This is a genomic window from Clostridiales bacterium FE2011 (assembly GCA_017569305.1).
Classification (GTDB): domain Bacteria; phylum Bacillota; class Clostridia; order Christensenellales; family Aristaeellaceae; genus Aristaeella.
On sequence record CP069418.1, the window covers coordinates 806,056 to 821,359 of the forward strand.

Sequence of the window (15,304 nt, forward strand, 5' to 3'; positions counted from 1 at the left end):
GCTTATTTCCCCTCCTTGGCAAGATTTTCAACCTGGGTGATGATCTCCCGGACCGTCGGCACAATACCGCCGGTGCGGCCGAAGAAGTGCACGGGCTTTTTGCCGTCCACAGCCAGCTTCACGTCATCCACCATCTGACCCATGCTCATTTCCACGGTCAGGAAGGCCTTGGCATGCTCAGCAGCCTTGGCAATCGGGGCCGACGGGAAGGGCCACAGGGTGATGGGACGGATCAGGCCGGCCTTGATGCCTTCGTCGCGCAGCTTGCGCATGGCGCTGCGGGCAATACGGGCGGTGGTGCCGTAGGCGACGATGACGAAATCCGCGTCATCGGTCATTTCTTCCTGCCAGCGGCATTCGGTCTGTTCCATAACAGCGTACTTGGCGTACAGCTTGTTCACATGCTTTTCCAGCACGGCGGGATCAATGTACAGGGAGTTGATGATCGCCCGTTCCCGGCCGCAGTCCGGCGTCCAGCCGGTCGCCGCCCAGGTCTTTTCGGGCAGGTCAGTCTTCTCCTTGCGTTCCGGCATCTCCACGGGCTCCATCATCTGGCCGATGAGGCCGTCGCCCATGATCAGCACGGGATTGCGGTACTTATCCGCCAGGTCAAATGCTTCCTGTGTCAGTTCCACCGCTTCCTGGACGGAAGAGGGAGCCAGCACCAGCATCCGGTAGTCGCCGTGTCCGCCGCCGCGGGTGGACTGATAGTAGTCGCTCTGGGCGGGCTGGATGGAACCCAGTCCGGGGCCGCCGCGCACCATGTTTACGATAACGCAGGGCAGTTCCGCGCCCACAATATAGCTGATGCCTTCCTGCTTCAGGGAGATTCCCGGGCTGGAGGAAGAGGTCATAACCCTCGCTCCGGCGCCGGCCGCGCCGTAGACCATATTGATGGCGGCCACTTCGCTCTCCGCCTGCAGGAAACAGCCGCCTTCAATCTTCGGCAGCCGCTTGGACATGTATTCCGGGATCTGGTTCTGAGGGGTAATGGGATAGCCGAAGAAGAAGCGGCATCCTGCCTGGATCGCGGCTTCGGCGATGGCTTCATTTCCCTTCATGAGCATTTTTTCACCCATGGATTCGCTTCCTCCTTTATTTCTCCACTTTGATTACGGCGTCGGGGCACATGCGTGCGCAGAACGCGCAGCCGATGCAGGCTTCCTGATCCGTAATTCCGATGGGATGATATCCTTTGGTGTTGATCTCCTTGCTCAGCGCAAGCAGATGCTTGGGACAGACATCGGCACAGAGGCCGCAGCCCTTGCAGGTCTCACGGTCGATGGTCAGCTTGGCCATGACTTCCGCCTCCTTAGAAAATGATTAAGCCTATTATAGGTTTCCCTTCCCTGTGAGTCAACGAAGGTACAGTAAAAATACCGAACAGAAAATGCTTTTATCGGGACAATTAATTCTGAATTTCTTTCAGGAATTCTCCCAGCATTGTCCCGACTTTCCGGTTGTACTCCGCGTTGGGGTGCCATCTTGCGCCTGTTTCTTCCTCGCCGTAATCCGGCATCACAAAGGAATACACTTCCTTCATGCCTTCCGCCTGCACCCGGCGGACAGCTTCCGCCGCCAGTTCCGGATGGCATTCGGTGCCGGGCAGAATCCAGACAATTTGAGCTTCCGGGTTATATTTCCTCACCTTCCGGATCAGGTTCACAGCACCCTGGATCGCCGTTTCCCTGTCCGCCTCAAAGGACTGCCGTTCGTTCATACCGTTGTTGTCGTTGGTCATCAGGCGGATACAGACAATATCCGGCTGCCAGGAGCTGAAATCCCAGGGTTTCCGGCATCCCCGTGCCTCCGCATCCGGCCCCTGCAGCACGCCGGCGGTATATTCATAGGCGTCGGTCATGTTGTTCTTTTCCGTATGCTGATAATCCCAGCATACGCCCCAGCCGCTCTGGGACAGGATGCTCCGTTCCGCGTTCAGCGCCTCGCAGGCGTACCAGGAATAGTTCCCCCGGGCCGTAAACCAGGGCGTCACCCATTCCATGTTGTCCCGGGCCGCCAGCGCGCCTTCGCCGCTGGTCAGGCTGTCGCCGATGAATTCGATCCTGTGTTCCTTCGCCGGCAGTTCCAGCAGCTCCCCGTCGATGCGCAGGCTGTGAAGCAGCACAGTTGCCGCCGGCTGATCCGGCATGCACTGGGTTTCCTTCATCAGGGTAACCGTCCGTTCCTGTTCCGCCTCCAGGCCCAGCAGCAGCGGATACATCCGGATCCCTGGTTCCACCGGAAAGCGGGTAATCGGCTGCCCGTCCGCCAGCACAATCATCCACATGATCGGGGAAGCAACCGGCGCCTCCAGCTTTGCCCAGGCGTCCGTTCCGCGGAAGCGGAATTCCATCCCGCTCCCGGTCCAGTCCAGCGCCAGCGGCTTGTGTGTTTTGTCCATCCGCCCCATCAGGCGGATCTCCGGCATCTCCGCCGTGATCTCAATAGTCTGGAAACTCACAGGTTTTCCTCCTTATTATGCATAACTATGAATACCCGGCAGGAACGTATTCACACCGATATAGGTAAATATCACACAGATAAAGCCGATCACGGCAAACCAGGCTGCGGCCTTCCCTCTCCAGCCTCTGCGTATCCGCAGGTGAAGGTAAATCGCGTAAATAATCCAGGTCACCAGTGACCAGGTTTCCTTCGGATCCCAGGACCAGTAACTGCCCCAGGCCTGTTCAGCCCAGATTGCTCCGGTCAGAATCGTAAGTGTCAGAAACAGCATTCCCAGGCATACGCTCCGGTAGCTGATCATATCCAGCTTTTTCGGCTGCGGAATGTGCTGTCCCCAGAACCCTTCTCCCTTGATTCTTCCCCGGAAAAGGAAGATCAGGGAAAGAACAAAGGCAACCCCGAAAGATCCATATGCAATGATCGCCGTGGAAACATGAAAAGCCAGCCAGCTGGAACGCAGTGAAGGCATCAGTTCCTTCACTTCCCTGCTTTGCATGGCTGCATAGCCAATCATCAGCAGGATCAGCGGCGAAGAAAAAGCCCCCAGCACCGGAAAACAGTACTTCCGGATAAAAACCAGGCTGACCAGGCACAGCGCCCAGGCAAAGCTGGTTGCAAACTCATACTGGTTCGTCATCGGCCAGTGTCCCGCACCGATTCCTCGCAGTACAAGCGCAGCGGTATGCAGCAGGAAAATACCCGCCTGAATCCCGAATGCAATTTTGGCCAGCGCGTCCTTCTTCAGGATCACAAACGCGAAGTTCAGGGCCGTAAGGATAAAATAACCAATCACAACAATTGTGAACAGCGTGTTTTCCACCTGAAGCATCATGCATCATCTCCTTCATTATCTGAGGATTTGCAAGGGGTAAACCCAGTCTCCGCAGCCGCCTTCAGGAATTCCTCCCGGAAAAGGACTCCGCCCTTTTGACACCGGCCAAAGACATGCCAGTTTTCCCCTTCTTTCACCGCACAGACAGTCCTCGGCTGCAGCCAGAAAGCCATCACCAGTCCGGCCAGTGTAACCAGGCCGCCCAGCAGCACCAGCCAGGTAAACACATCGCGTTTGACTGCCAGCAGCGTGTAGTTCCTTGGATTTTCAAACAGTACCGTATACTCGTCAATTGTCAGTTCTTCCCCGGCTTTCAGTATATTCATACCGAGAATCTGACCCTGGTAATAGACCTGGTACAGATATGCCGGATCTTTCACCGGCAAAGACGGATCACTCTGTTTCGGTTCTCCTGAATAATCAGGATAAAATGCCGGAAAATAGATCACCAGTTCCGGTTTGTCCGCGATTGCGAAGAACTCGCCGACGCAAAGGCCTTCCTTCTGCAGTTCCTGTCCGTTTTTCAGCACCCGTACATCAGCGCCCCAGCCCACAGAATTCTGGAAGAATTTATAACCGTACAGATTTGCCGGCGCATTTACACCGGTTGTTCCTTTTTCTTCCGTATGATTCACAGGATCCGATACAGTCAGCGCAGCTGTGTACTGCTGCACTGCGCCGCTCTCCGCGCGCAGGATCTGAAGATCATCCACCGTCACCTGCAATCCGGAATCGTCCATCCCTTTTGTTTGTCCGGGCAGGGCATAGACTGTATATTGTTTCATGGTGATCTGTCCCAGTGCAAACCCAAGAATCAGCAAAAGGATGCCCAGATGGCAGACCCACGCGCCCCAGAAACCGGCCCGGTTCCCGGTCGCATAAAGCTGACCGTTCTCACCTTCATGAACCGACGGCATATGCAATGCCGCAAACAGGCGACGCGGATCCCCTGTGCCTTCCGCCTCAGCCGTGGCATTTGATGCAGTGGTGCCGTCCGGTTTTGCAAAGGCGCGAACCCGTTTCAGCAGTCCGGGCAGCCTGATCAGGTTGCAGCAGAGCAGATTCAGGCACAAAAACGCGCTCAATCCGATAAACCACCAGCTGTGAAACGCGTCATCCAGATGCAGTGCCAGGATCAGTCCGGCAGTTCTCTCTCCATACTGCACTGCATAGTATTCATATGCCTGTCCCTGTGAAACAGTGGAACTGAACGCGCAGGCCGCGGCCAGCAGCACCAGCAGCGTAATCGCAAATGGCATGGAAGAAAGGAATTTACCGATCTTTTTCATGATCTCTTTTCCTTATACAAGGGAGACCGCGGATGCATTACGTCCGCGGTCTCCGTAATGATTCAGCCGGTTCCTTTTTTATCTGCCGGACGCCTTGTCCAGGACTTCTGTTACAGCTTCCTGTACAGAAGCTGCGGAATACGCAAGCGTTGCGCCGGTAACGGCGTCCGGTGCCGCGCTTTGACTCTCCAGAACAGCCTTCGCCCATTCCTCTTTGATTTCATCCGTCAGAAGATCTTTTCCCTCTTCACCTTCCGAAAGGATCTTCATGCTGGTCAGCATCCCGTTCCTGGCGGAAGCGATAACAGTAATCTTGCTGAACGCGTTTTCCTTTTCCACACGATAGCCTGCATACATCGGGGGCGTTTTCAGAGCAGCCGCTTCTTCTGCGGGTGCTTCCTCGGAAGGCGTCTGGGCACTTACGTCTGTCATTCCCGCAGAAGCAATCAGATTCATGGCTTCGCCGATCTTCGTTTCAGCTGTGTCCAGACAGCGGTAAGCCAGTGCGGAGTTATGTGCACCCTCCGAGTTCTCCACATAGCAGAAATCAAAGAACCACTGCGCTTCACGATGCAGTTTTCGAACCGCATTCAAGTCATCTTCGCCCATCTGTCCGGCGGAGACCGTCTCCGTCAGCTTATCCTTCAGGCCGGAAAGCATGTTGCCCACTTCTGTCTCACGCGCTGTAACTTTAGCCTGAATATCCTGCACCAGGGCAATGGTGTTTTCAGTGCTCCCATGACAGGCAGCACATTTTGCCAGCAGAACTTCGTTCTGCAGCGGGCTCACCAGGTGATGATCGTGATACTGCATGCCGTTTTCCATTGTGACTGTCGGCATATGGCAGTCGGCGCAGCTGAGCATGGCGGCATGTTTGCCGTAAGCCCAGGTTTCCAGTTCCGGATGCTGCGCCTTGAGCATCTTTGTTCCGGTTCCCGGCTGTTCCCAGTCGAAGAAGCCCATTGCATCATAATAGGCCAGGATCGCCTCAGGCGTCATTTCTGCCTTGCTGTGGTAAGGCATCATGGCTTCGCTGTCTTCCGGCGTGAAATAGTATTCAATATGGCACTGTCCGCAGGACAGCGACGCCGCCTTGATTTCACTGATGTTCGCGCCCAGCGCCTCGTTCACATACTGGTGGGTGACAACCATCTTGCCGCCGTTGCCGTCATCCGCTCCATGACAGGTATAACAGGAGATCGGCTGTGTCATCTGAGCCATGACCTCGTCAAAAGCCATGGAATAGACGCCGACGCCCAGTTCCTCAATCATCTTGTGCATATCCGGCGTCTTGCAGGTCAGGCAGTTGGCCTTTGGATGCGGCCGCTGTGTCTTTGCCACATCCGTCAGGGTGTAGGAATGTCCGCGGGCGCTGCCATAATCCTTTGCAAACCCATATCCTTCATAAATGTTCACCAGATACGGATCCTGTTCCAGATAATCTGTTACATAACTGTTTTCCTGTTCTTTACCCATAGAAACAGCGATAAGCGACAGCATATCGCTGCCGCTTATCGCGGATGTATTATTCTCTTCCTTGGGTTCTTCCACAGGCGTCTCTGCCGCAGGTTTATCCGCAGCTGTCCCGCCGCCCGCCATCTTTGCCAGGATCTCCTCCATGGCTTTCTGCACGGAACCGGCAGAGAACTGCAGAGTTGCGCCGGTGATGGCATCCGGAGCCGCGCTGCCGCTCTCCAGGATCGCCTTGGCCCACTCCTCGCGGATGGCATCCGTCAGCAGGTCGTTGTTTCCTTCTCCCTCGGAGAGGATTTTTACAGCCGTCAGCTGTCCGTTCTTCGCTGAAGCAATGACTGTTACCTTACTGAAGTTGTTCTCAGCTTCCGCACGGTAGGCAGCATAAAGTGGGACCACCTTTTCAGGGGCGGCTGCAGCAGGCTCTTCCTTTGTTTCGGAAACGGCTTCTTCTGCGGCAGGTTCCTCAGCCTTGGGTTCTTCAGCCGCAGGCTCTTCAGCAGGAGCCGCAGCAGTTTCCCCGTTCATCCGGGCCAGGATTTCTTCCATGGCTTCCTGCACGGAACCGGCGGAGAATTTCAGGGTCGCGCCTGTGATGGCATCCGGCGCCGCACTGCCGCTTTCCAGGATGGCCTTGGCCCACTCGCTGCGGATTTCATCCGTCAGCAGGTCCTTGCCCTCTTCGCCTTCGGAAGTGATCTTCACGTCTGTCAGGGCGCCGTTCTTGGCGGAAGCGGTAACCGTTACCTTGCTGAAGGCATTCTCCTTCGTTGCACGGTAAACCGCGTAAGCCTGTCCGTCAGAAGCGGCTTCCTGCTTCGTCTCAGCCTTTTCCGCGGGTGCTTCGGTTGCTTCCGGTGCAGGTTCCGCTGTTGCTTCAGCAACAGGTTCAGCCGTTGCTTCCGCAGCCGGTTCTTCCGTCGCGGCGGCTTCTTCCTTCTGTTCAGCCGCGGGCACCACACTGTTGATCGCCTTCAGGGCGGCATTGGAGGTGATCGTCGCGCCGGTCAGCGCTTCGATTCCGTCTTCGCCGTAGGTGAAGAGGCCGCTCTTGCCGATAAACTGATCGGTAAACTTCTCTTCGGAAGCCTTCTTGCCCAAGCCGTCGGTTTCATTGGGCGTATCGATGGTCAGCGCCTGGATCTTGTCTCCGTCCAGGGTGACGTGCACTGTCACGTCGCCGCCGAAGCCCTGCTCCGTTGCGGTCACAGCGGCAGCATCTGTTGCGGCAGCCGTTCCGATCGCTTCAGCAGGTTCTTCTGCCGGTGCTGCTTCTTCCTTCTGTTCTGCCGCGGGCATCACACTGTTGATCGCCTTCAGGGCGGCATTGGAGGTGATCGTCGCGCCGGTCAGCGCTTCGATTCCGTCTTCGCCGTAGGTGAAGGGTCCGCTCTTGCCGACGAACTGGTCGGTGAATGCCGCTTCAGAAGCCCGCTGGCCCAGGCCGTCGGTTTCATTGGGCGTATCGATGGTCAGCGTCTGGATCTTGTCTCCGTCCAGGGTGACGTGCACTGTCACGTCGCCGCCGAAGCCCTGCTCCGTTGCGGTGATGGCATTCTCATCCGCCGCAGCCGCTTCAGGTTCCTTGGCCCGTTCTTCCGCGGCGGGTTCTTCGGCCGCTTCCTCACCGGTGATGGCCTTGTTGATCGCCTTCAGGGCAGCCGTGGAAGTCACGGTAGCGCCGGACAGGGCTTCAACGCCGTTTTCACCGAAGGTGAAGGGACCGTCCTTGCCGATGAACTGGTCCGTGAATTCCGCGTCAGACGTGCGCTTGCCCAGACCTTCGGTCTCGTTCGGCGTATCGATGGTCAGTTCCTTGACCGTGTTGCCCTCCAGGACAAGATGCGCCGTAACGTCGCCGCCAAAGCCCTGCATGGCTGCTTCCGCTTCAGACTCACCGGCAGCCAGTTTCTTGGCGGACGGGTCATACTTCAGGGATTCGGTTCCGCTGAACACACCGGTCATCGCCAGGACGATCGCCGCCACCAGCACCGCGCAGATTGCGATCCGGATCCATTGTTTCTTAGCAAAATAGTCCATTTTCTTCCCTCCATTAATTCGGAGTGGTCATGATGACCTTGGCGGGGCACTTCTCCGCGCACTTGCCGCAGAGGGTGCACTTTTCCGGATCAATCCGGGCCAGTGTGCCGTCAAACACGATGGCTTCGGATTCACACTGCTTTACGCACAGACCGCAGCCGATGCAGCCGGCGGAGCACATTTTCCGGACAACCGGACCCTTATCCCGGTTGGAGCACTGAACGCGGATAATCCGGCTTTCCGGAATCAGGGAGATCAGGCCCCTCGGGCAGGTCTTGGCACACAGACCGCAGCTGACGCAGCGGTTCCGGTTCACAACGGCAACACCGTTCTGAATGGAGATGGCCTGTTCCGGACATACCTCGGCGCAGGAGCCGAAGCCCAGGCAGCCGTAGATACAGTCCGTGATATTCATGCCGGAAAGCACAGCGGTCCGGCAGTCCTTGATGCCGATATAGTTGCCCTGGTTCTTTGTCACATCGCAGGTGCCTTTGCAGGCCACGAACGCAACCTTGCGTTCCATTGCACCGGCAGTGGTGCCCATGATGTCGCCGATTGCCTGGGCCACAGGCGCGCCGCCTACCGGGCAGGCGTTTACCGGAGCTTCGCCCCGGGCAATGGCGCCGGCCAGCGCGTCACAGCCTGCATAACCACAGGCGCCGCAGTTGTTGCCGGGGAGCTGTTCCCGCACGGCCACTTCCCGTTCGTCCACTTCCACCGCAAACTTCTTGCCGGTGAAAACCAGGCCCGCGCCGACGCAGATACCGATGACCGCGATAACCAGGGTCGTGATCAGAATAATGTTCATCTGTCCGCCCCTCCTCTCACAGTACCAGGCCGCCGAAGCCCATAAATGCGATGGACATCAGCGCGGCAGCGATCATGACAATGGGCGCGCCCCGCAGCGGAGCGGGCAGGTCCTTTTCATTGATCCGGGACCGGATGCCCGCCAGCAGCACGATGGCGATGGTATAGCCCACAGCCGTGCCGAAGCCGCTGGTCACGCACTGGATGAAGTTGTAGCCGTCCTGCACGTTGGTCAGGGCAACGCCCAGCACCGCGCAGTTGGTGGTAATCAGGGGAAGATAGATACCCAGGGCCTTGTACACCGCCGGGGACTTCTTCTTCAGGAACATTTCCACAATCTGCACCAGGGCAGCAATGACCAGGATGAAGATGATGGTCTTCATGAAGTCCATGCCCAGGGGCTTGAGGACGTAGTCGTACAGCAGGCTTGCCACAGCGGAGGCGATGGTGATAACGAAGATGACCGCGCCGCCCAGGCTGATGGAGGCCTTCATCTGTTTGCTCACGCCCAGGAAGGAACAGATGCCCAGGAACTGGTTCAGCACCACATTGTGCACCAGCGCGCTGGTCACGATGATCATAATCAGACTCGTGTTATTCATGCGTCCGCGCCTCCCTTCTGTTCTTCTTCAGCTTTCGGATCGGCATCCCGGGATTCGCATACGGAGCTGCACAGTGCGCAGTTGCCGTCGCAGCCGCTTTCAACCAGCTTGCGCTGACGGGTCTTGATGCCGATGGCATTCATCACCGCAATGATCAGCGCGAACACCAGGAAGGCTCCCGGAGGCTGGATGAAGATCGTCATACCGAAGCTTTCCGGCAGCAGGCGGAATCCGAAGACCGTTCCCGCACCGAGAAGTTCACGGATCATGCCCGCCAGGGTCAGGGCAATGGTAAAACCAAGGCCCATGCCGATACCGTCCATCACGGACAGCAGCGGGGTATGTTTGTTCGCGTAGGCTTCCGCACGGCCGAGGATGATGCAGTTCACCACGATCAGCGGAATGTAGATACCCAGTGCCTCATAGAGGCTGGGCAGATACGCTTCAATCAGCAGTTCGGTCACCGTCACCAGGCTGGCGACGATAACGATGTAGGCAGGAAGCCGGACCTGATCCGGAATCACCTTCCGCAGGCAGCTGATCACGAAGTTGCTCAGTACCAGCACGGCCAGCGTGCTCAGGCCCATGCCAATGCCGTTGGACGCCTGGGTGGAAACCGCCAGCGCCGGGCACATGCCCAGCATCAGTACAAGGACCGGGTTTTCTTTAATCAGGCCGTTCCAGAGGCGTTCGATATACTTTTTCATCTCAGTTGCCTCCTTTCAGCACAGTATCATAGAAGTCCAGGCCGGCATTCAGGGCATTGGTCACAGCCGTGGAGGTGATGGTCGCGCCGGTCAGGGCACTGATCTCATTCTCTCCGGCGTCACCCTTCACCAGGCTTACGCTGCCGCTCTTGCCCGGGAACTGATCCTTGAAGGATTCCTCATTGGCCCGCATACCCAGGCCCGCGGTTTCATTCAGCTCGGTGAAGGAGATTTTCTTCACCTCGCCGTCCGGGGTCAGGCCCAGCGCCATGGTCACGTCGCCGCCGAAGCCCTTGGAGGAAACGCTCAGGGCATAGCCCACCACATTACCGGCGGCATCCTTGCCCACAATCGCCTCGTTGATCCGGGTGGAACCGAAGTTCGTTCCCCAGTTCCCGCCGGCCAGCTCTTCCAGCTTTGCCTTCGCGGCTTCGGAGTCTTCAAAGGTCTCTGCTTCGGGGCACACTTCCCTGTAGGAAGCCCGCTCCGCCTGCAGCTTCTGGTCTTCAATGGTGTCCTTGGTCATGGAGTACACACCGCTCAGCGCCACGCCGGCGATCGCCGCGATCAGTGTCAGGGCGATCACAGGCTTCGGAATCCGGAAGGGTTCCTTGCTGGTCTTCCGGGTCTTGCCGATCTTCCTGTAGGCGAAAGGCTTCTGGACGATATATGTATCAATCAGGGGAGAACATACGTTGCCGATGATGATCGCGTAGCTGAAGGAGTCAGCCGTGTTGCCCTTCAGGCGGAACAGTCCGCCCAGCACGCCGATCAGGCAGCCGTAAATGAACTGGCCCAGGCGGCTCACAGGGCTGGTCACATAGTCCGTGGCCATGAAGAAGGCGCCCATCACCACACCGCCGCCGCACAGGTGCGCCAGCAGGTAAGCGGGATCAAAGCCCTTGCCTCCGAACAGTCCCAGGAACACGGTGAAGCCGATCAGCACGGAGAAGCAGATCTGGCCATGGATAATATCCAGGCTCCAGAGCAGCAGGCCGCCCACCAGCAGCGCCAGGATGGAGCTGCCGATTACGCCGTCCGCCGTGCCCAGGAACATCTTGGTGATGTCCACCACCTCGCCGGCCTTCATAGCGCCGACAGGAGTCGCGGAAGCTACCGTGTCCACAACCGGTTTGATCGCCATCGCGTTGGCGAAGGAAATCAGCAGGAAGCAGCGCGCAGCCAGCGCGGGGTTGATGAAGTTCTTGCCCAGTCCGCCGAAGCAGCACTTGCAGACTACGATGGCGAACACGGAACCGATCACCGGGATATACAGGGGCGTCTGCGGTCCCAGGGACAGGGCCAGCAGAAGACCGGTAACCACCGCGCTGCCGTCCCAGATAGTGCTGGGCTTTTTGCAGGCTTTGCAGAAAAGCCATTCAGACGCCACAGCGGAAACAATTGCCAGTGCCACAACGCCGAAGGCATTCCAGCCGTATACCAGGATACCCACAATCGTGGCAGGCAGCAGGCTCAGGGTGACCATCCGCATGATGAACGGAGTAGTCCATTTATCTCTTGCGTGAGGAGCCGCGGAAAGATTCAGCATATTCACTTCTGAGCGCCTCCTTCCCGTTTTCTCTTCTCAAGGATTTCTGCCTTCGCCTGCTTGAACGTAGGCGTCAGGGGCCGTTTGGCCGGGCAGGCAAAGCTGCAGCTGCCGCACTGGATGCAGTCCATGCCGTACAGCTTCTTCTCATACCGTTCCAGGTCGCCGGCCACCGCCGCATCGCACATCAGCTGGGGTGTCAGGCCCATCGGGCACACCGTTGTGCAGCGTCCGCAGCGCAGGCAGCTGGTCATCACGGCTTCCGCCGCTTCCACCGGGTCTTCCGCCAGCAGCGTCAGGCCGTTGTTCTGCTTCTGGATCGGGATATCCAGTGAACCGATGGCAATACCCATCATGGGTCCGCCGGAGAGAGCCTTGCGGATCTCCATGCCTTCCTTCACACCGCCTGCAGCTTCCAGCAGTTCGGCATAGCTGGTGCCCACCCGGACCATATAGTTTCCGGGTTCTGCAACCGCCTCACCGGTAATGGTGAAGCACTGGCTGAACAGCGGTTCTCCGTAGAGCACAGCGCGCTGAATCGCGTACAGCGTTCCCACGTTCTGCACCACGCAGCCCACGTCAGCGGGCAGCTTGCTGGTGGGGAAATCCACACCGGCCACAGCCTGGATCAGGCTGCGCTCACCGCCCTGGGGGTACTTGGTAATCATGGTCCGCACGCTGATCTTCGGCTTGTCCGATACAGCACGGCTCATTGCCTCAATGGCTTCGGGTTTGTTATCCTCGATGCAGATCACGCCTTCAGCGTTCGGGAAAAGCCGAAGCACCAGCTCCAGGCCCTCCGCGATCTCATTGGAATGAATCCGCATCAGCTGATCATTGCAGGTCAGGTACGGCTCGCATTCAGCACCGTTGGCGATCACGTATTCGATCGCATCAGCATTCTTCGGCTGGAGTTTCACAGCCGTCGGGAAACCTGCGCCGCCCAGGCCGACGATGCCGGCCTTCTGTACCCGCTGGATGATGTCGCTGTTGGACAGCTGGGAAGCGTCCGTCCGCTGGGTATAATCTTCCGCGGGCGTGAACAGTCCGTCATTGTCGATGACAATGCATTCTGCCATGCCGCCGCCCAGTACCCGGCGCTTTTCAATTGCCTTTACCTTACCCGAACAGCTGGAATGAATCGGTGCGGAAACAAAGCCGTCCGCTTCCGCGAGCAACTGCCCCACCTTCACCTCATCATTCTTTTTCACCACCGGTTTCGCGGGTTTTCCAATGTGCATGGAAAGCGGGAAAACCATCTCTCCCTTCGGATTGAAGAGACGCAGACGGCTTTCCCGGCTCAGGTCCTTGTGACCTGCGGGATGTACGCCGCCGCGAAATGTGTTTTTCACTGCAATGCCGACTCCTTTCATAATGTGTTTTTGTATTAACCGCAAACGAGCGGGCATGGTCGTGAGTTACCTTGCCGGCGTCGTAGTGGGCACCATGGAATGTAGTTTTTCGGATGGTTTATTTTACCAGATCCGACGGAGCTTGTAAAGCGTAGACCCGTTGCCACACATGCCCTGCAGCCATTCCCATCCAGAGGCAGGCCAGCCCCGCAAGCAGGTGGCAGACGTCTGCGGGCCAGGATTGAATCAGGGTGATCTTTTTCTCGAAAGCAGCGAATTCCATCGCCACCACAATCAGGACAGCCGGGATCACCTGGGCAAAGCAGACCAGCGCAGCTTTGCCGCGTTCCGTCTTGTCCAGCTTCTTCAGGCAGATGCAGATCACCGCAACCAGGGCGACCGCGCAAATGACCTGATTGGCCCGCACGAAACCCAGCCACGGCAGATGCAGCACCTCGCCCCGCAGCATGGCCTCCAGCACGATCTGTCCGCAGGAATACAGGATGATGAACAGGATTGTTTTCCCGCCGTCCTTCGCCCGGCACCGGGAGATAATCCACGCTGTCACACACGCCCAGATGGCTTCCGGCACAAAAATCGCCCAGCACCATTCGTCATAGAAGTTCTGGATGGCGAAAGGAAGCCGTTCAAAGAAGCTGTAATCTTCCAGCGCGAACAGGCTGAAGCGGTTGGCATATTCCGCCTCTTCCGGATCCAGCCAGTCCGTGTTGAACCAGTCTGAAAGCGGAAAGCCGATTCCCTGGTCCTTGAAAATCAGGCCGCAGATGATCCGCCCCGCCGCAATCAGCAGGCAGGCCCCCACAACGGCAGAGTCAGCGATTTTCGAGGAGGGCTGTTTCGTGATTTTTCCGGTGATCCAGGCCGCCAGCAGGCCGCCGCAGAGCGCGCCCCACAGCAGGAAGCCGCCTTCGTTCACCCGGAAGATCATGCCAAAGTCTTCGCTCCCCAGCATCTGGTCAATCACGAACAGGCAGAAGCCCAGCCGTGCCAGCGCAAAGCAAAGCGGAACCGCCAGCAGGGCAAACCAGCCGGCGGTTTCTTTTTTCAGTCCTGCCTTCCCCATGCTCCGGGCTGCCAGCAGCAGCGCGCCCAAAGCCGGGAGAATCATCAGCAGACCGAAGGGATAGATGGTCAGAAAACCCAATTTAATCGGTTCCATCTGTTATTCCTCAACGTAGCCTTCAGCAGATGCAAAGTAAATGATATCGGTAATCTCCCGCAGGCCGGGGGTCTTGCAGATCTTTTTGTTGTTCAGGATCAGGTTTGTGGATCCGCCGCCGTCAAAGTTATAGGCGATCTTGGCATTCGGTACCTTTTCCGCGATAAGATTCGCAAACTCTTCCAGTGTCAGGCCGGCAGTGGAGTCCGTCTGGCCGAACACTTCCACAATGGCGTATTCCAGGTGTCCGGTCTGCACCAGGGCGATACGCTGCTGGGGATAATTCCACTGGTAGTCTCCCTGCTGTGCCGCCTGGGAGGAAGCGATATCCTGCACCTCTCCGTCGATTACGAGCGCGGGTCCCAGGTTGAACGTGTCCATCACGGTTCTTCCTTCAGGGGTCAGCGTATTCTCGATGAACGCCTCAATCTCCTTTGTCCGGGCCTGGGGAACAATATAGAAGTCTCCCTCATTATCCACCACCAGCATATCAAAGCAGATCGGCTGGCCCTTCTTTTTCCGGCTGGTATCCGTCGCGTCCCGGATAAATTCAGCCTGGCGCACAACGTATCCCACGTCGTTTTCATATTTGAAGAAGTCTCCGTTCATCGCAACAACGGCATTCTTGCTCTTTGCGATGTCTTCGCCCTTCGCCTGTCCGCGGCCGTTGTAGGTATCCTTGCTCACCGCGGTACGCAGCTGGGAAGCATCCTGGATCTTGATCCGGATCACCCAGACTTCATGCTTGACGTTCTTGCCCTTCACCTTGGCGGTCACGGAGCTTTTTTCAGACGTGACCTCAATCGTGGAATCGCTGTAGGCAACAGGCGTTTTTCCGTCATAGGTCCACTTGTCTTTGTCAGTCTTGACGCCGCCCTTGGTGAAATCCATCGGCAGCTTCGTTGCTGCCTCAGCTTCCACAATGGACGGACAGGAAAGCCCGGCTGCCAGCGCAAGCAGCAGCAGGACTGCGGCAATCCATCGGACAGTATTACGCTTCATCTCGTTTT

General features: G+C 57.6%; 13 protein-coding genes. All 13 read right to left on the reverse strand.

Features of this window, described 5'->3' with window-relative positions:
- Nucleotides 1-2: 2 nt before the first annotated feature.
- Nucleotides 3-1,079 (reverse strand): 3-methyl-2-oxobutanoate dehydrogenase subunit VorB, encoded by a 1,077-nt coding sequence (locus tag JRC49_03900; GenBank protein QTE71980.1) that lies wholly within the window; start codon nucleotides 1,077-1,079, stop codon nucleotides 3-5.
- Between the two features lie 16 nt (nucleotides 1,080-1,095).
- A complete protein-coding gene (locus tag JRC49_03905) occupies nucleotides 1,096-1,299 on the reverse strand; it encodes a 4Fe-4S dicluster domain-containing protein (protein ID QTE71981.1) in 204 nt (67 codons plus the stop codon).
- 109 nt (nucleotides 1,300-1,408) lie between these two features.
- On the reverse strand, nucleotides 1,409-2,461 hold the full coding sequence (locus JRC49_03910) for a hypothetical protein (GenBank protein QTE71982.1): 1,053 nt from the start codon (nucleotides 2,459-2,461) through the stop codon (nucleotides 1,409-1,411).
- A 15-nt stretch (nucleotides 2,462-2,476) separates the two neighbouring features.
- A complete protein-coding gene (gene ccsB, locus JRC49_03915) occupies nucleotides 2,477-3,292 on the reverse strand; it encodes a c-type cytochrome biogenesis protein CcsB (protein ID QTE72782.1) in 816 nt (271 codons plus the stop codon).
- Entirely contained in the window at nucleotides 3,292-4,584 is a 1,293-nt protein-coding gene (locus tag JRC49_03920) for a cytochrome c biogenesis protein ResB (protein QTE71983.1), read from the reverse strand. Before JRC49_03920 ends, ccsB begins: the two co-directional genes overlap by 1 nt.
- Before the next feature lie 78 nt (nucleotides 4,585-4,662).
- On the reverse strand, nucleotides 4,663-8,097 hold the full coding sequence (locus JRC49_03925) for an ammonia-forming cytochrome c nitrite reductase subunit c552 (protein QTE71984.1): 3,435 nt from the start codon (nucleotides 8,095-8,097) through the stop codon (nucleotides 4,663-4,665).
- Between the two features lie 13 nt (nucleotides 8,098-8,110).
- The gene (locus JRC49_03930) at nucleotides 8,111-8,905 is read right to left on the reverse strand and encodes an RnfABCDGE type electron transport complex subunit B (protein QTE71985.1); all 795 of its coding nucleotides are present in this window, start codon (nucleotides 8,903-8,905) and stop codon (nucleotides 8,111-8,113) included.
- 16 nt (nucleotides 8,906-8,921) lie between these two features.
- Nucleotides 8,922-9,506, reverse strand: a complete 585-nt coding sequence (locus tag JRC49_03935) for an RnfABCDGE type electron transport complex subunit A (GenBank protein ID QTE71986.1) — start codon at nucleotides 9,504-9,506, stop codon at nucleotides 8,922-8,924.
- A complete protein-coding gene (locus JRC49_03940) occupies nucleotides 9,503-10,213 on the reverse strand; it encodes an electron transport complex subunit E (protein ID QTE71987.1) in 711 nt (236 codons plus the stop codon). Before JRC49_03940 ends, JRC49_03935 begins: the two co-directional genes overlap by 4 nt.
- Nucleotide 10,214: 1 nt before the next feature.
- On the reverse strand, nucleotides 10,215-11,768 hold the full coding sequence (locus tag JRC49_03945; GenBank protein QTE71988.1) for an RnfABCDGE type electron transport complex subunit D: 1,554 nt from the start codon (nucleotides 11,766-11,768) through the stop codon (nucleotides 10,215-10,217).
- Entirely contained in the window at nucleotides 11,765-13,135 is a 1,371-nt protein-coding gene (gene rsxC / locus JRC49_03950) for an electron transport complex subunit RsxC (GenBank protein ID QTE71989.1), read from the reverse strand. The genes JRC49_03945 and rsxC overlap by 4 nt, the downstream gene beginning before the upstream one ends.
- Nucleotides 13,136-13,232: 97 nt before the next feature.
- Nucleotides 13,233-14,294, reverse strand: a complete 1,062-nt coding sequence (locus JRC49_03955; GenBank protein QTE71990.1) for a prolipoprotein diacylglyceryl transferase — start codon at nucleotides 14,292-14,294, stop codon at nucleotides 13,233-13,235.
- 3 nt (nucleotides 14,295-14,297) lie between these two features.
- Nucleotides 14,298-15,296: a phosphodiester glycosidase family protein gene (locus JRC49_03960; protein QTE71991.1), complete on the reverse strand. Its 999-nt coding sequence runs from the start codon at nucleotides 15,294-15,296 to the stop codon at nucleotides 14,298-14,300.
- Between the last annotated feature and the right edge of the window lie 8 nt (nucleotides 15,297-15,304).